The sequence below is a fragment of the Aliivibrio sp. S2TY2 genome, from assembly GCF_028765525.1.
In the GTDB taxonomy this organism is placed as follows: domain Bacteria; phylum Pseudomonadota; class Gammaproteobacteria; order Enterobacterales; family Vibrionaceae; genus Aliivibrio; species Aliivibrio finisterrensis_A.
The window spans coordinates 45,416-61,716 of record NZ_JARACS010000011.1 but is presented as its reverse complement, the minus strand read 5'-3'; the positions used below and the strand labels follow the sequence as shown (position 1 = coordinate 61,716).

The 16,301-nt window shown below is 39.1% G+C and carries 16 protein-coding genes; 9 read left to right on the top strand and 7 right to left on the bottom strand.

Annotated features, from left to right (window positions below; all coding sequences use genetic code 11):
- Positions 1–5 precede the first annotated feature (5 nt).
- The 5 genes from truD to rpoS are packed head-to-tail and all read left to right on the top strand — an operon-like array spanning position 6 to position 4,489.
- Entirely contained in the window at positions 6–1,052 is a 1,047-nt protein-coding gene (truD, locus tag PVK63_RS15505) for a tRNA pseudouridine(13) synthase TruD (RefSeq protein ID WP_130087834.1), read from the top strand.
- A 30-nt stretch (positions 1,053–1,082) separates the two neighbouring features.
- Positions 1,083–1,844, top strand: a complete 762-nt coding sequence (gene surE / locus PVK63_RS15500; protein ID WP_130047769.1) for a 5'/3'-nucleotidase SurE — start codon at positions 1,083–1,085, stop codon at positions 1,842–1,844.
- The gene (locus tag PVK63_RS15495; protein WP_130044972.1) at positions 1,844–2,470 is read left to right on the top strand and encodes a protein-L-isoaspartate(D-aspartate) O-methyltransferase; all 627 of its coding nucleotides are present in this window, start codon (positions 1,844–1,846) and stop codon (positions 2,468–2,470) included. The genes surE and PVK63_RS15495 overlap by 1 nt, the downstream gene beginning before the upstream one ends.
- 5 nt (positions 2,471–2,475) lie before the next feature.
- Positions 2,476–3,471 carry a peptidoglycan DD-metalloendopeptidase family protein gene (locus PVK63_RS15490; protein ID WP_443111693.1) on the top strand — a complete coding sequence of 332 codons (996 nt, stop codon included), beginning with the start codon at positions 2,476–2,478 and terminating at the stop codon, positions 3,469–3,471.
- Positions 3,472–3,526: 55 nt separating this feature from the next.
- On the top strand, positions 3,527–4,489 hold the full coding sequence (gene rpoS / locus PVK63_RS15485; protein WP_130047771.1) for an RNA polymerase sigma factor RpoS: 963 nt from the start codon (positions 3,527–3,529) through the stop codon (positions 4,487–4,489).
- A gap of 93 nt (positions 4,490–4,582) precedes the next feature.
- Here rpoS and PVK63_RS15480 read toward each other — a convergent pair whose 3' ends face one another.
- The 4 genes from PVK63_RS15480 to PVK63_RS15465 all read right to left on the bottom strand — a co-directional run bounded on the left by PVK63_RS15480 (position 4,583) and on the right by PVK63_RS15465 (position 8,210).
- Positions 4,583–5,218 (bottom strand): CDP-alcohol phosphatidyltransferase family protein, encoded by a 636-nt coding sequence (locus PVK63_RS15480; RefSeq protein WP_274440730.1) that lies wholly within the window; start codon positions 5,216–5,218, stop codon positions 4,583–4,585.
- The gene (locus tag PVK63_RS15475) at positions 5,211–5,858 is read right to left on the bottom strand and encodes an ATP-binding cassette domain-containing protein (protein WP_274440731.1); all 648 of its coding nucleotides are present in this window, start codon (positions 5,856–5,858) and stop codon (positions 5,211–5,213) included. The genes PVK63_RS15480 and PVK63_RS15475 overlap by 8 nt, the downstream gene beginning before the upstream one ends.
- Positions 5,818–7,515, bottom strand: coding sequence for an ABC transporter permease (locus tag PVK63_RS15470; RefSeq protein WP_274440737.1), 1,698 nt, complete (start codon positions 7,513–7,515; stop codon positions 5,818–5,820). Before PVK63_RS15470 ends, PVK63_RS15475 begins: the two co-directional genes overlap by 41 nt.
- A gap of 134 nt (positions 7,516–7,649) precedes the next feature.
- The gene (locus tag PVK63_RS15465) at positions 7,650–8,210 is read right to left on the bottom strand and encodes a DUF2301 domain-containing membrane protein (protein ID WP_274440732.1); all 561 of its coding nucleotides are present in this window, start codon (positions 8,208–8,210) and stop codon (positions 7,650–7,652) included.
- A 426-nt stretch (positions 8,211–8,636) separates the two neighbouring features.
- Here PVK63_RS15465 and PVK63_RS15460 point away from each other — a divergent pair, with 426 nt between their 5' ends.
- Positions 8,637–9,851 (top strand): NupC/NupG family nucleoside CNT transporter, encoded by a 1,215-nt coding sequence (locus PVK63_RS15460; protein WP_130047775.1) that lies wholly within the window; start codon positions 8,637–8,639, stop codon positions 9,849–9,851.
- A 77-nt stretch (positions 9,852–9,928) separates the two neighbouring features.
- Here PVK63_RS15460 and PVK63_RS15455 read toward each other — a convergent pair whose 3' ends face one another.
- Positions 9,929–11,257, bottom strand: coding sequence for an anaerobic C4-dicarboxylate transporter (locus PVK63_RS15455; protein ID WP_130047776.1), 1,329 nt, complete (start codon positions 11,255–11,257; stop codon positions 9,929–9,931).
- A 255-nt stretch (positions 11,258–11,512) separates the two neighbouring features.
- Positions 11,513–12,451, bottom strand: a complete 939-nt coding sequence (metA, locus tag PVK63_RS15450) for a homoserine O-acetyltransferase MetA (RefSeq protein ID WP_274440733.1) — start codon at positions 12,449–12,451, stop codon at positions 11,513–11,515.
- Positions 12,452–12,673: 222 nt separating this feature from the next.
- On the opposite strand from metA, the gene PVK63_RS15445 reads away from it, so the two are divergent.
- On the top strand, positions 12,674–13,096 hold the full coding sequence (locus tag PVK63_RS15445) for a YeeE/YedE family protein (protein WP_274440738.1): 423 nt from the start codon (positions 12,674–12,676) through the stop codon (positions 13,094–13,096).
- A gap of 9 nt (positions 13,097–13,105) precedes the next feature.
- Positions 13,106–13,537 (top strand): YeeE/YedE family protein, encoded by a 432-nt coding sequence (locus tag PVK63_RS15440; protein WP_130047779.1) that lies wholly within the window; start codon positions 13,106–13,108, stop codon positions 13,535–13,537.
- 77 nt (positions 13,538–13,614) lie between these two features.
- Here PVK63_RS15440 and PVK63_RS15435 read toward each other — a convergent pair whose 3' ends face one another.
- On the bottom strand, positions 13,615–14,031 hold the full coding sequence (locus PVK63_RS15435) for a VOC family protein (protein ID WP_274440734.1): 417 nt from the start codon (positions 14,029–14,031) through the stop codon (positions 13,615–13,617).
- 576 nt (positions 14,032–14,607) lie between these two features.
- On the opposite strand from PVK63_RS15435, the gene cadC reads away from it, so the two are divergent.
- Positions 14,608–16,230 (top strand): lysine decarboxylation/transport transcriptional activator CadC, encoded by a 1,623-nt coding sequence (cadC, locus tag PVK63_RS15430; protein WP_274417497.1) that lies wholly within the window; start codon positions 14,608–14,610, stop codon positions 16,228–16,230.
- Positions 16,231–16,301 lie beyond the last annotated feature (71 nt).

Sequence of the window (16,301 nt, the reverse complement as noted above, 5' to 3'; positions counted from 1 at the left end):
ATTCTATGTCAGACATTATGTCTACTTTTTCGTGGTTATACGGAAAGCCAGTGGCGACAGGTAAATTAAAGCAATTACCTGAGCATTTTATCGTTAAAGAAGTATTAGGTTTTACGTTCACAGGAAAGGGTGAACACTTAATGGTTAAGATCCGTAAAACGGGTGAAAACACTAAGTATGTAGCAAACGAGCTAGCAAAGTTTTGTGGTGTAAAATCAAAAGATATTAGTTGGGCTGGCCTTAAAGACCGTCATGCAATAACAGAGCAATGGTTGAGTGTTCATTTACCAAAAAGTGATCATCTTAAATTTGCTTTGTTTGAAGCTACGCACCCAGGTGTTGAAATTTTAGAAATGACGCGCCATAACAAAAAATTGCGTCCTGGTGATCTTCTAGGAAATAGCTTCCAGTTAATTGCAACTGAAGTGACTGACATGGAAGATGTATTGGCTCGTTTAGAAAAAGTGAAGTTAACTGGAGTGCCAAACTATTTTGGTGCTCAACGTTTTGGTCATGAAGGCAATAACGTAACAGAAGCTCGCCGTTGGGGTCGTGAAAATGTACGAACTCGTGATAATACAAAACGTAGCTTCTATTTATCAGCCGCTCGTTCATGGATTTTCAATCATATTGTTTCTCAAAGAATAACAGAGGGTTACTTCACTCAGCCTGTTGATGGTGATATTCTCCTTGATGAAAATGGTCGTACGGTTAATGAGAATGTAACCTCGGAAGAGAATATTCAAAAAGTTCAAAATGGTGACTGGTCAATTAGTGCTGCATTAGCAGGTGATAATCAGTTACCAACAAGTGAAACTGCATTAACTCTAGAGCAACCACAACTTGATGCTGAACCAGATTTAATGGCCTTGATCCGTGGTAACCGTATGCGCCATGAGCGTCGTGCTGTTGAGTTACATCCAGAGAATCTTAGTTGGTCAGCTGAAGGCGATACGTTAACGCTTAATTTCTCTTTAACATCGGGCAGTTTTGCAACCGTAATTATGCGTGAACTATTACAAGAAATTGAAGTAGAACGTACATACGAGTAATTCAATTTTAAAGAAAGGAATGGAGATAGAGTGAATAAGTTACGCATATTGTTAAGTAATGATGATGGTGTCTTTGCTGAGGGGATAAATACTCTCGCGGCCGTATTATCAGATATTGCGGATATTACCATTGTTGCTCCTGATCGCAATCGTTCTGGTGCATCAAATTCATTAACTCTTGAATCTCCACTTCGAGTTCGCCAAATTGAAACAAATATTCATTCAGTGCAAGGCACACCAACCGATTGTGTACACTTTGCATTGAATGAATTAATGAAAGACAACCTACCTGATTTAATTATTGCTGGTATTAATCATGGTGCGAATCTGGGAGACGATACGCTTTATTCCGGAACGGTTGCTGCCGCAACAGAAGGGCACTTTCTTGGATTACCCGCAATTGCCATGTCATTAGTAGGGCGTAATCATTTTGATACCGCCGCTCAAGTTGCCTTAGAGTTAGTGCGCAATCATATAGAAAAACCGCTAACAACGGAGAGAGTATTAAACGTTAACGTCCCCGATTGTGCTTATGCACAAATAACGTCTTGGGAAGTGACTCGTTTAGGTGCAAGACATCATTCAGAAAGTATGATTAAAGCAACAGATCCTCGTGGCGAAACGATTTATTGGTTAGGCCCTCCTGGTAAAAAACAAGATGCAGGCAAAGGGACTGATTTTTATGCAATTAAACATAATCAGGTGTCGATTACTCCGCTGCAGGTCGATTTAACCGCTCATGACTCCTTGGCCATGATGGCGGATTGGTTATCAATAGAGAGTGCTAAATAATGAATAATTCGCGTACTGAATTGCTTGTTCAATTTTTACGTCAAAAAGGCATTCAAAATGAGCTGGTACTGGCTGCAATTCGAGCTTTACCGCGCGAGCGCTTTGTATCTGAAGCATTAGCTCATCAAGCTTATCAAAATAATGCGCTTCCTATTGGTGAAGGGCAGACAATCTCTCAACCTTATATTGTCGCTAAAATGACAGAGCTTCTTGCTTTGCAACGTGACTCTACTGTTCTTGAGATTGGTACCGGGTCAGGCTATCAGACTGCGGTATTAGCGCAATTACTTGATCATGTAAACTCAGTAGAGCGTATTAAATCATTACAATGGAATGCAAAACGGCTTTTAAAACAGCTAGATATTTATAATGTATCAACAAAGCATGGCGATGGTTGGCAAGGTTGGGCAAGCAAAGGTCCATTTGATGCGATAATTGTAACCGCTGCTGCTGAGTCCATTCCTAATGACTTATTATGGCAACTTAAAGATGGGGGGCGATTAGTGATCCCTATCGGTGAGGAAACACAGCATTTATTGCTTATTCTTCGACATGGTGATGAGTTCAGCTCAGAAACTATTGAAGAGGTACGCTTTGTTCCATTAGTTGCAGGTGAATTAGCATAGTAGTAATGAATAAGATGATATTTATCCCCTCTCGTTTGTGGCTCATGGCTGCACTTTTTAGTTTATTACTTTCGGGTTGCTCTATGGGGCCGCACCGTCCTGCTCCCGTATCTAGTGTTAATAATACGAGTACTTCCTCTTATGGGGGCGCTGAACGTGGTAGCTATCGAGGCAGTTATTATCGAGTTGAAAAGGGAGATACACTGTATTTTATCTCTTATGTTACCAATAAAGATGTCAAAGAATTGATTGCCTATAATGAACTTCAAGCACCATATGTGATTCACCCAGGACAAAAAATAAAATTATGGGGCCCTAAGTATGTCGCTCCGGCTTATGGTGATGATGGGCATTTAGTTAGTAAAAAGAACACCTCCCCAACAACCACTGCAACAGCGGTTGCGGTAGTTCCAGTTGCTAATAATAAGCCTGTCAGTAGCTCGAAATCGGTAACGCCAAGCAATAAAAAAACATCGATTGCTCAAAAAGAAAGCACAAAAAAGGTTGAAAATCCGAAACCTAAGGAGTATGTTGATTCTAACAAATCGATAACATCTTCTAAGCCAAAGCCGGTTGCGAAACCTGCACCAAAACCGACTCCTAAACCAAAGCCGGTAGAAAAAAAATCGGAAAAGGTTGATTCTTGGTTATGGCCAACAAAAGGAAGAGTTATTGCTAAGTTTTCAACAGGAGACCAAGGTAATAAAGGGATCGATATTGCAGGTCAACGAGGCCAAGATGTCATCTCAACCGCAAAAGGAACGGTAGTTTATGCGGGTAATGCACTAAGAGGTTATGGCAATTTAATTATAATTAAACATAACGATGATTACTTAAGTGCTTATGCTCATAACGAATCACTTTTTGTTAAAGAAGGTCAAAATATCGCTGCGGGACAAAAAATCGCATCAATGGGTAGCTCAAGTACGAGCAGTGTTCGTTTGCATTTTGAGATCCGCTTTAGAGGGAAATCGGTAAATCCACAACGGTATTTACCGTAACAAGGATGACATAGCTGAGTTGTAATGTCTTGCTGGCTCGCCATGGGGAGGCGCTATGAGTAAAAGCAATGCAGTAACTAAAGAAGTTGAAGAGTTCGATTTAGAGACGATTAATGACAATGAGGTTGTTATTGAGGATGAATCGGAACGCCTTGAGGTAAGCAGTTCGCAAAAAGTAATGGATGCAACGCAACTATACTTAGGTGAAATTGGCTTTTCTCCACTACTAACAGCAGAAGAAGAAGTTTATTTTAGTCGCTTAGCCTTAAAAGGAGACGAAGCAGCACGAGCTCGAATGATTGAAAGTAATCTTCGATTAGTGGTTAAAATTGCCCGTCGATACAACCACCGTGGCTTGGCATTATTAGACTTAGTTGAAGAAGGTAATCTTGGGCTAATTCGTGCGGTTGAAAAGTTTGACCCAGAAAGAGGTTTCCGCTTTTCTACTTATGCGACATGGTGGATCCGTCAAACGATTGAGCGTGCGATTATGAATCAAACGCGAACTATCCGCTTGCCTATTCACGTCGTTAAAGAGTTGAATGTCTACTTGCGTGCAGCTCGTGAGTTGTCACAAAAACTTGACCATGAACCGACACCTGAAGAAATTGCAGAAAAGCTCGATAAACCAGTGAGTGACGTCAGCCGTATGTTACGCCTTAATGAGCGAGTTACGTCTGTTGATTCCATGGTTGGTGGTGAATCGGATAAAGCGCTTCTGGATATTATTCCTGATACTAAACATTGTGATCCAGAGTCTGAAACCCAAAAAGACAACATAAATGCTTCTCTTGTTGGTTGGCTTGGTCAACTCAATCCAAAGCAGAAAGAAGTTGTTGCTCGACGCTTTGGTCTGCTTGGCTATGAAACGGCAACGTTAGAGCAGGTCGGTAAAGAGATAGGATTGACGCGTGAGCGAGTAAGACAGATCCAAGTAGAAGGTTTGCGTCGATTAAGAGAAATCATGACGCAACAAGGTTTAAATATGGAAACGCTATTTGCCGTAGAGGAATATTAACCCTTACTCTAACCTTAATAAGTAAATGATAAATAAAAGCCACAGTGATTTTTTATTACTGTGGCTTTTTCCTTTTAGACTAGGCACTAGGCACTAGGCATTAATATTATCTTGTTCTTCGCTTTCCTTTAGTGTGTGGAATCCTGACCAAATTCGATTAAAGGTAGTTATCCAGCACAGAGAAGAATAAATATAAGCAATGATGGCAAAATGAGCAGGAAAAAGGCAGAACAATACAAAACAAGCAATGGTTTCAGTTCCCTCCGTTAAACCACTCATATAATAAAGAGATTTGTTTTTATAGATTGGATTTTCAATGTTTCGCTTTCCAGCCATAGAGGCAAATGCTAAAAAGCTGCTTCCTGTGCCAATGAAAGAGAAAATTAAGAAAGCACCCGCAATCGCATTTTGTTCAGGGTTAGCGAGAACAAACCCAAATGGAATTAAAGAATAAAACAAAAAGTCTAAGCTGATATCAAGAAAACCACCAGAGTCAGTAATGCCATTAATCCTCGCGAGTGCACCATCAAGTCCATCACAAACGCGATTTAAGACAATTAAAACCAATGCTAAATGGTATTGTTGAAATATTAATGCAGGGAAGGCTAAACAGCCTAGAGTAAAGCCAAAAAGTGTTGTTTGATTTGCAGTGATCCCCAGTTTATCTAACCCAATGGCAGACATAGCCAGAGGTTTTCGGATTAATTGAATGCTGAATTTATCAAGCATGAGGGCTCTCCATTGGCCAAATCAATTGTTGACTGTTTTTTGGTACATCATCAACATCATGAGTCACGAGTAATGTCGGTATATTTGCTTCTGCTAACTGTTCAAACACCCAATCACGAAATTGTACTCGTAGCGCTTTATCCAGTTTACTAAAAGGCTCGTCTAGTAAGGCAACAGCCGGCTTAGCAAGTAACATTCTCACAAGACTTATTCGTGCTCGTTGTCCCCCAGAGATTTGGTCAGGGAAGGCATTGGCAAGTTTGTTTAAATGTATGTGATTCAGTGCATTAAGAGCCTCTGTTTTCCTTTGCGAACCTTTGATGTTATTGGGCAATGCAAAAGCAAGATTCTCCCAAATACATAAATGGGGAAAAAGCAGATCTTCTTGAAATAAGATCCCAACCTTCCTTTCGTGAGAAGCAAGATGAGTAATTGTATTGCCGTTAACTTGAATATCACCAGTATAAGAAAAATCTTGAGCTAGGTGTCCTGCGATAACACTTAATAATGTTGATTTCCCACAACCGCTAGGGCCCATAACACTGAGCGTTTCTCCTTTTTGAATTGAAAAAGAACAATCAGTTAATAATGGTGAACTGTTACGAGTGAGTATGCTGAGATTTGTTATTGATAGACTCATTACTCATCACTTTCCTTGTTGTTGAATTAAGATGAGAACGACGTGAATAGTGCCGTCCAATAAAGAGTGCCAAGCTAAAGAAAACAAACGGCAACAATGCTTGCCATAGTCCATATAAGGCAGTAATTCGGCGATCAAAGCCGCTTGATAAGGCGACGGCTTCGGTTGTTAATGTCATTATTCTGCCTGCACCAAGCATTTGAGTCGGGAGGTACTGAGCAAGGCTTACGCTTATTCCCACAGCCCAAGCATACAAAATAGCAGGAAGCAGTAAAGGGAGTTTTATTTTTATCCAACATTGCAGTGGTGATTTACCAAGACTTAGTCCGGTTTGTGTTAATCGTTGATCAAAACTACGCCAAGGGCCATCTAACGCTAGAAAAACATAAGGAAAAGCAAAAAAAACATGAGCCCAAATAACCCAAAGCCAATAAGAATCACTTGAGAAATAAAGCGCACTGACTTGAATACCAAAAAGAAGTGAGAGTTGTGGTATCAACATAGGAACAGCAATCAAAATCGATGGGATATGCCAACGGTATTTCAATTTATATTCATGACCAAGTAGAGCGAAAATAAGAGCCAGAGATGACGAGATAACGGCAATAATAATGCTGTCAGCAATAACGGGAAACAGCGTAGTCCATTCACTTTCCCAAAAGCGTAAGGTGAATTGTGTCGGTAATAAGTTAGGAAAACGCCATCGCTGAGAGGCACTCCATAACATCATTATAGGAAGTGAAAGTGCGACAATGCCACTAAGACCAACAAAAAGAGATAGGCCAGGAAGGCGAATTCCCACTCTTCCCGATATTTGCCAATGACGGCAGTGTTGCGTTATTCCCCACTCTAAAAAACGATGTAATCCAATAAGTAATAAGCAAAGTAAAAGAAGGATCATAGCGCCAGCCGCCGCTCTGGGTTGTAATTGAATATCAGGATCACTAAACCATTGCCAGACTAATACTGCAAAGGTAGGAGGATTGGTTGAACCAAGGATCAAACTGACATCAACAACGGATACGCTATAGGCAATTACCGCTAATATTGGAAAGCGGGCTTTTCTTAACCATTGTGGAAAAATACATTTCCACCAAATCTGATGTCGTTGATACCCAAGACTGGCTGCAACTCTCTCTGATTTATCCACCTGTAATTGCTGCATTATAGGAATACTCATCAGCAGTAAAAAAGGCACTTCTTTAATAATTAAAACCAGAATTAACCCAATGTTAGCAGAATCATTGATAATGACAGGGAACTCAAATACCCAAAAAGGATTCAGGAGCCTTGCTATCATTCCAGTTGGTGAAAAAAGAAAAGCAAAGCCAATAGCAAAAGCAACATGAGGCATAGCAAGCAGTGGGGATAGTAAAGGTTCTACTTTTTTCCAAACAGGTTGCTGCCAAGTGGCTTGTAGAATAGCAAACGCAACAATACAAGAAACAAAAGTACTAACAAAAGCACTAGTAAGTGTTAGGAATATTGAATGTGAAACGCCACTCCATTCGAGAGCAGATAAATAACCGTCTAGTGAAAATGTAGACAGACCAATAGAGGGCATATAACTCAATGAAGCGCTCAATACGCCGAGCACACCAGGAGCAATAGGAAGAATGCACACAATAACAAGAAAAATATAGAAAATAGGTAATATCATGGTCTTGCTATTAATGCCTTAGTTAAGAGTTAGATTACTTCAAACATCAAGAAGTAACTTATGCCATACAGTGTTACCGGCGTGAACGGTGTAAAGCTAAAAGTAAACTAATTAGTTCATTTTTGGAAGTGCTAATTTTGATAGAGTTTTTTGTTACCAATATCAAAATGTAATGGCATCTTCCATTTTTGTATTGATAGAAAAAGAAAAATGACAGCACAAAGAGAAAAACAAAGAATAGCGACTATCCATACCTCTAGGGCAAACATAAAGGTGGATATACATAAGAGGGTAGGAACCATTTTTAATCCTGCTACTTTAAAGCAGAATGACTCTTTAAGTGCAATGCCTGAAAAAGTAACAAACATAAAGCCTAAAGGTATCCAAAGGAGTTGAGAGTCATCAAGTTGAGTGAGTAATATCAGTCCAATCCATGCAGACCAAGTGATGATCATTCGTACCTTTTTATCATAAACATGCAAATTAGCAGCACTCATTGCACAAGATAAGGCAAGCAAAGCTAGCGAGAGTGTTTTAATTGGTAAGTTGATTAATATGAGTGAGATATCATCAGCAATAGCAAGGCTACTTAACAGCAATGCTAAGGAAAATAATGTTATCCCTGAGCGATAAGTAATAACGCTGATCTTATCAAGAAGGTCAAGTGTTTCAATGTATTCTGTATTTGCCATTTTGAGGCCTTATAGTAGGGGGGCTCTTTATATTAACTCTAGCATGCTTGGCTTGATGAACTTATGTGATATTCGTAGTTAATGCGTTTTTTCGTTATTTTTGTAACCATTTGTTTTTGTAGTTTGTGTATATTTGCTGTGAATATTTTTCAGATAAGTAAAATTTGTGATTTAATTCACATATTTCGTGATTTTAAATCTGCTCTATGTATACTCCTACCCCCAATACAAGCCGTCACATGGAACAGTGAATGACCCCAAGGACTTGGACCAGCTACTGTTAAACAGCTTGTAAGGGTAATCAATGAACATACTTATTTCTATCATCACTTCCTCTTGGTGTAGTCACTCCTCACCGATCTCGTCATCTACGATGGCAACCCCTTTTGTTTCTTCTTTTTATTCTAAAATTTCATAGGCGTAATTATGACTATTTTATTTAGCCTATTAGGCATGTGTGCACTTATCTTTTGTGCATGGGTATTTTCTGAGAAACGTTCAGCAATTAATTGGAAGACCGTATCTAGAGCCTTTTTATTACAACTCTCTTTTGCTGCTCTGGTGTTGTATTTTCCATGGGGGCAGGCCGCATTGGCAGGATTAAGTAATGGCGTCGCTAGCCTACTTGGTTTTGCTGATGAAGGTATTGCTTTCTTATTTGGTGATTTAGCTTCCAGTGGTTTCATTTTTGCAATTCGTGTTCTTCCTATCATTATCTTTTTCAGTGCTCTTATCTCCGCGTTATATTATTTAGGCATCATGCAAAAAGTCATCGCAATTCTTGGCGGTGCAATTCAAAAATTCCTCGGTACAAGTAAAGTAGAATCTCTCGTTGCAACTGGTAACATCTTCCTTTCTCAAGGTGAATCTCCCCTTCTTATTCGTCCATTCCTAGCTCAAATGACACGTTCTGAACTGTTTGCTGTAATGGCGGGTGGTATGGCATCGGTTGCAGGTAGTGTGCTTGGCGGTTATGCAGGTTTAGGGGTAGAGCTTAAATACCTAATCGCAGCAAGCTTCATGGCAGCACCAGGTAGCTTATTAATGGCGAAAATCTTAGTTCCTGAGCAAGCGACTCCTGTTGATCAGCATGAACTAACCATTGATAAGAGTGAACAAAGTAATGTGGTGGATGCGCTAGCAAGTGGTGCAATGAACGGCATGAAAGTCGCGGTTGCTGTAGGTACTATGCTAATTGCGTTTGTGAGTGTTATCGCAATGGTAAACAGTGGCCTAGAAATGGTGGGTGAATGGTTTGGTTTTGCGGGCATTACACTACAAACATTATTCGGTTACTTGTTTGCACCTGTTGCATGGATCATTGGTGTACCTAAGCATGAAATGATCATGGCGGGTTCTTATATCGGTCAAAAAGTAGTACTGAATGAGTTTGTTGCTTTCATCGACTTTGTTCAACATAAAGATCAATTATCTGCTTATACTCAAGTTATTATCACGTTTGCATTATGTGGTTTTGCTAACATTGGTTCTATTGCGATTCAATTAGGCTCTATTGGTGTGATGGCTCCTGAGCGTCGTGCTGAAGTTGCGAACATGGGTTTTAAAGCGGTACTGGCTGGTACGTTAGCTAACTTGATGAGTGCATGTTTAGCGGGTCTATTCTTTAGTTTATCGATGTAATTACTTTAAGCTAAAACAAAGCCCATGCAGTATGAGAATACGCATGGGCTTTTTTATTTTTTAAATGACTATTTTAATTAACCAATTACTATTTGGCCTAATACATAGCCAAGTATACAGGCAGAAACTACCCCGATTAAACCGACTGACATAAATGAGTGGTTAAAGTAGTACTTACCAATTTTGGTTGTTCCTGAGCTATCAAAGTTCACCGTTGCAATGTCTGATGGGTAGTTCGGAATGAAGAAATAACCATATACCGCAGGCATTAAACCAATCACCAAGGCAGGCTCTAATCCTAGAGCAAGACCAACAGGTAACATCATACGAGCCGTTGCGGCTTGTGAGTTTACTACAACAGATACAATGAATAATGCTAAAGCAAACGTCCAAGGGTGAAGCGTAACCATATCTACAATGCCCGCTCTAAACTGAGGCATCGCATATTGGAAATACGTATCAGACATCCATGCGATACCAAAGATAGCGATTGCCGCAACCATACCTGATTTAAATACCACACCATTAGGCACATCACGAGGATCGGTTTTCGTCGCTAATAGAATGACACCACCAAACGCCAACATCATCATTTGGATAACAACAGACATTTTGATTGGCGCACCACCTTCGGTGATCGTTCTCACTTCTGGCCACATTGCGATAACAACGATAGAAACAATCGCACCTAAAAAGATAAGTACTGCGTTGCGTGCTGTTGTTGGTAGTTTCTCATCTAAAGAAGTTGATGTTGTATTTAAGATTTTTTCACGCCAAACAGGATCTTTTAAACGAGCTTGGTATTCTTCATCATCTTCTAATTCTTTACCACGGCGTAAGCTATAAAGCGCTAACATTAATGTACCGAATAGCGTTGCTGGCACGGTTACCAGTAAGATAGACATTAGAGTAATAGAAGCGTCAATATCCACTAGTTGTGCTAGATAATACACAACCGCAGCAGAAAGAGGTGAGGCAGTAATAGCGATTTGAGAAGCGACAGAAGCTGCGGCCATTGGGCGCTCAGGACGAATGCCATTCTTTAATGCCACATCACCAATGATAGGCATAATAGAATAAACAGCATGACCAGTACCTAGTAGGAATGTCATTGCATACGTAACAAAAGGGGCAATGATGGTGACGCGTTTAGGGTTCTTTCTTAAGATCCGTTCAGCCACTTGTAGCATGTATTTCAACCCACCTGCCGCTTCTAATATAGAGGCACAAGTAACAACGGCCAAAATGATTAACATGACGGTGACTGGCGGAGAGGTTGGTGGCATTTTGAAGATAAAGACTTCAATCACCAAACCAATCCCAGAGACAACCCCTAAGCCAATTCCACCAAATCGGGAACCGATATAGAGTACGAGTAATAAAAAGAGAAATTCAAAATACAACATAGATCCACCTGCATAAATTTTATTTATAATTAAAATTAACTACAGGCATTAATACCTTATATTTCATAGGGTTTTATTGAGCGAGTTCTCATTTGAATTGTTGTTGATTTTATAAATAGAGGCTTGATTGATCTGAATTAAATGAAGGAGTTGTTTCTATTTTAAAAGAAAAAAATGGGCTCTAGTTATCAGATAACAAAGACTGTTTTGTGCTTGGGATTAGGCATTAACAGTGCGTTAATGCCTGAAGATAAATTAATCTCGTGTAAAATTCTGCTCTGAAAAGTGCTCAAGATCGTACGGTGTTTGTTGGTAAACACAGTAATTGAGCCAGTTAGAAAACAGTAAGTGTCCGTGACTGCGCCACGTTGCTTTAGGGGGGAGTTTAGGATTGTCATCAGTATAGTAATTTAGTGGGATGGTTGGTTCCATGCCTTCACCAAGATCACGAACGTACTCATTATGCAGAGTAAAAGAGTCGTATTCAGGGTGACCTGTAACAAACACATTTCGTTTATCTTTAGTTGCTGCTAAGTAGACCCCAGCTTGTTCAGACGTTGCTAGAATATCTAAATCAGTATGTTCGCTTAAATATTTAGCTGAGAAATCAGCGTAACGAGAGTGAGGCGCTAAAAATTGATCATCAAAACCTCGTAAAATAGGGTGGTGCTGATCGAGATTATCATGATTATACACGCCGGATAACTTCTCTTTACGTGTACGTTTTGGTAAATCATAAAGCAGTTTTAAGCCAGCTTGTGCAGCCCAACAAACATAGAGGCTTGAAGTCACATGATCTTTTGCCCATGTCATAATGGTTTGTAAGTGATCCCAATAAATCACATCTTCAAATTGCACTAAACCTAATGGTGCGCCAGTGATGATCAGTCCATCAAAGTTACGATTTTTAATGCCTTCAAATTGACGATAAAAAGTATCTAAATGCTCGGTTGGTGTATTTTTACTGGTGCGATTATCAATGCGTAATAGCTCTACATCTACTTGTAGTGGGCTATTAGAGAGTAAGCGTAAAAATTGAGTTTCTGTTTCGATCTTCTTTGGCATCAAATTTAAAATGATCACCTTCAAAGGACGAATGGCTTGCGTGGTGGCACGAGATTCTTGCATGATAAAGATATTCTCTTCACGCAATATTTCAGCTGCAGGGAGTTGATCTGGTATTTTTATCGGCACAACTTATCCTTAAGTTATTTTTTATCTGTAGCATTCTATACGTCTATACCCCTAAACTACCTTATTCCTTCTTGAGTGTCGAGGCTGTGTTTTGTTCATTTCAATTTTTTATCAGTAACAACTTTAGTGATAGTTAATTTAACTTATTCTAATTAAGGGTTGACTAATATTGGTTTGGACCGTATTCTAAATATATGTGTTCAATAAATAACCGAAATAGGAATAATGATGACGATTCCATGGAGCTCTTTATTTGGCGGTATGTTGCTAGGTGTATCTGCAACGTTACTGCTTTTACTTAACGGTAAAATTGCGGGTATTAGTGGTGTACTTACAGGGTTAATGGCACCGAAAAAACGCGATTATGCATGGCGATGGTTATTTGTTATTGGCATGGTAAGTGGTGGTTTAGTTGGGGTTTATTTTTTAGGCGCGGAAGTGCCAAAAGAATATCAAACTTCAATCAGTATGCTTATTGTTGCAGGTTTACTGGTGGGTATTGGTACTCGTTTAGGTAATGGTTGCACAAGTGGCCATGGTATTTGTGGTATTGGGCGTTTATCCGTTCGCTCAATGGTTGCCACTGTAGTCTTCATGTTTGTTGCTGCGATAACAGTGTTTGTTCGATTGCATGTACTTTACTAAGGGATGGTTATGAATAATGTATTGTTTCGTTTAGTTGCGCTTATTTCTGGCCTTCTATTTGGTTTAGGTATGGCAATATCTGGCATGGCTGATCCTGCAAAGGTGATTGGCTTTTTAGATGTCGCTGGTCACTGGGATCCAAGCTTGATGTTTGTAATGGGAGGGGCGCTATTGGTGTTCATGCCTGCGTACTTTCTATTGATTAAATCAAAAGCAAAACCACTCAATGCTGAAGAATTTTGTTTATCTACCAGCAAAAAAATTGATGCGAAATTACTATCAGGTGCAGCCATCTTTGGTCTAGGTTGGGGGATTGCTGGAGTTTGTCCTGGGCCTGCGGTATCAAGTTTAGGCCTTGGAAATGGTGATGTTGTTATATTCATTTTTGCCATGATGTTAGGGTTAGGAAGTACTCACTTTATTCTTAATCGAAATACATAACACCGAACCGTCCTCAAGGAGGAGCTAATCTCAGCATTAGCTCCTTTGCATTTATTTAAGTACGGATAACCTATTATTTACTCATAGAAATAGCGTTCTTCTTTATCACTACTGTATTCGACTAATTCCCATTCAAAGTGTGCTTTATCATAAAAATATAAGCGTCTGCCATGTTTCTCTTGCATGATCTCTCCATTCTGCTCATACCCTAAAGCCAGTAATTTCTGCTGTATTTTATCTAAATCTTCAACGATTAAGCCAATATGGTTAATCCCTATATTTTGATACGGAGAGCGCGTGTCTTTTGAACTACTCATCTCTTGTGGTTCTTGCAGTGCAAAATAACAATTCGCATTTCCTATGTGAGCCCAACGATGAGCACCATCAGGCGTTTTATCTGCCTTGATACGAAAATCAGGCGCTGCGTTTAAAAGAAAAGCGGTAGCGGCATCAATATTAGGTACAGTGATATTAGCGTGTTCAAATTGTGTCATGGATGACTCCTTGTCATTGGCCTATCTTGTTAATGTCCGTTCACTTTAAAACCTCAACTTAACATTAGGTCAACCGTTTATTTTTTGTTTTCTTCTTAAGGTATGCGGAGATCCATTTTTCTTAGTTGATGGATATATTAATAATTTTTTAGCTTTTATTTATCCTTATTATTTTAAATGTATAAAAAATGATGAGTTGAAATTTCCTAATCTATTTATATCCTATTTATGTTGTATTCATATTGGATGAATTTCATTCATACTAATAACCGAACTGTTAATCGAGTGGATAAAAAAACAATAGTGAATCATACAACGTTTGGCTCTATAGACTGGTATTTTTTTATTTTGAAAATCATGATCTTGTAATTTATGGGCGTTATTTTTTACCGTTCTCCTTTGCTTGGATCCTAAGATTTCATTTTTGAAAGGGAAATCTCATATAAAAGAGAGTTAGGGTTATCTATAATCAATTTTTCATTTTATATAGACGTAAATATCACGCTAAAGATTATTATTTTTGAGGCGTTTATTTCACTCGTTTTATATTAATATTTAATCAAATATGAGTATCTTATGGTCGGGATCTGTTTTCAAATTAATGACTGGACACTAGTTATTGAAGAAAATAAGTTGTATCGCCAAGATAGGGAAGTCTCAGTCGAACCTCGTTTAGTCAACTTATTACAGTTTTTAGCCCAGCATTCCGGGGAAGTATTTTGTCGTGATGAACTGATTAAGCACGTCTGGGATGGTGCATTTGTCACTGACCAAGTCGTAACGCAATCAGTATTTGAGCTACGAAAAATATTACGTGATGGTCGATTAGACAATACTCGCTATTTAGTCACTGTGCCTAAACGAGGGTATAAACTGGTTGCTGAAACTCATCAGGTTCGTCTTGAAGATACCCCATATTGGAAGCCGTGTGATGGTGCAAAATTACCGTTAGAGAACGTAGTGTCCTCAGATGGTGATTCGCAAGACATACATCAACACCAAGAAACAGAATCGCAGAGTGTATTGCCTTTTCCCGCTGCGCCACTTACTCGTTCTGTAACGGCAATTTCAGATCACGTAAATAGTGAAAAGAAAAAACAAGGTGAAAGCTTTAATAGCTTACATCGTTGGAAGCTACTCGCGTTTGATGGTTTTTTAATTCTTGTATTAATAGCCGTTATCTTTTCTGTGACCTATCAACAAACATCAACACATATTACCAAAGCTATTGATACTGATTTAATTGAATTTACCTTTCATACTAGTCGAAATGATAACAATGAAACGGAGTCTCTCGCTGATGGAATAAGCCAAAAATTAATGGCTGATTTAGCAAGCATTGGTGACTATCGCGTTCAATTAAACAAAACGACTTTTACCACTGGGATATTGCCTGGGAAAGCGGTGAATGTTCGTGTTGAGGAACAGCAAAATAAAACGTATTTGGATGTAGAGTATCGCAGTAATACTTCAAATCGAGTCCTGTTTAGCCGTCAATATTTAATGACCAATGCAAATCTTGAGCATGTATTACGTCAGTCTTCTTTAGATTTAATGAGCGCGCTTAGTGTCACAATAACAGAAGCCGAGATGGATAGATTGATGCTTGGTTTACCGAAAGAGCGCGGTTTACTTGAAATGCTTATTCGAGCGAATCATTTTATTAATCAGTCTGATCCCGCAGAGTTTGAACAAGGGATTGCTTTATTAGAGAAAATTTCGTTAGCTGAGCCAAATAATGATTATGTACTTTCAGAGTTATACATTGCTTATAATGCTTTCTCTGCGTTAAATCCTGAATTGGATCTCGATGATAATACCACCAAGATCGAAAAGTTAAGTCAGGACCTAGCATTACGTTATTCGACGTTAAATGAAGAGGTGTTGCCTTCTCGTATCTATGAAGCGCTAGCAATGATAGCAATTAAGCAAGATAACAAAGAGGTTGCAGCTGAATATTTAACCTTGGCATTTAAGCATAGAGAGTCCGCATTCTCATACATACTAGAAGGGAAGTTAGCAGAGTTGAATGGGAATTTAGATAAAGCAGGAGATGCATACAGCAGAGCTTTCTTTATGGATACGTCTCTTGAAACTTATATGTTAAGTGAAAATCTTGCGTTCTATAGTGACTTAGAGACCGTTGCTTATTTTATGTATCGAGCGGTTAATCCAAGTGAAGTTCGTTTACTGGGATGATTGGTATAAATAAGAAAAAGCCCGTCGAACTTATGTTCGGCGGGCTTTTTGTTTTTATGAAAGTAGGTTAT

Bases quoted from the DNA above. Each gene is read 5' to 3' on its own strand.
- cadC (WP_274417497.1), top strand. From the start codon at position 14,608: ATGGTCGGGATCTGTTTTCAAATTAATGACTGGACACTAGTTATTGAA.
- PVK63_RS15455 (WP_130047776.1), bottom strand. From the start codon at position 11,257: ATGTTGTATTTTGAATTTCTCTTTTTATTACTCGTACTCTATATCGGT.
- PVK63_RS15475 (WP_274440731.1), bottom strand. From the start codon at position 5,858: ATGAGTCTATCAATAACAAATCTCAGCATACTCACTCGTAACAGTTCA.
- PVK63_RS15480 (WP_274440730.1), bottom strand. From the start codon at position 5,218: ATGCTTGATAAATTCAGCATTCAATTAATCCGAAAACCTCTGGCTATG.
- rpoS (WP_130047771.1), top strand. From the start codon at position 3,527: ATGAGTAAAAGCAATGCAGTAACTAAAGAAGTTGAAGAGTTCGATTTA.
- PVK63_RS15490 (WP_443111693.1), top strand. From the start codon at position 2,476: ATGAATAAGATGATATTTATCCCCTCTCGTTTGTGGCTCATGGCTGCA.
- PVK63_RS15465 (WP_274440732.1), bottom strand. From the start codon at position 8,210: ATGGCAAATACAGAATACATTGAAACACTTGACCTTCTTGATAAGATC.
- PVK63_RS15440 (WP_130047779.1), top strand. From the start codon at position 13,106: ATGAATAATGTATTGTTTCGTTTAGTTGCGCTTATTTCTGGCCTTCTA.
- truD (WP_130087834.1), top strand. From the start codon at position 6: ATGTCAGACATTATGTCTACTTTTTCGTGGTTATACGGAAAGCCAGTG.
- PVK63_RS15495 (WP_130044972.1), top strand. From the start codon at position 1,844: ATGAATAATTCGCGTACTGAATTGCTTGTTCAATTTTTACGTCAAAAA.
- PVK63_RS15435 (WP_274440734.1), bottom strand. From the start codon at position 14,031: ATGACACAATTTGAACACGCTAATATCACTGTACCTAATATTGATGCC.
- PVK63_RS15460 (WP_130047775.1), top strand. From the start codon at position 8,637: ATGACTATTTTATTTAGCCTATTAGGCATGTGTGCACTTATCTTTTGT.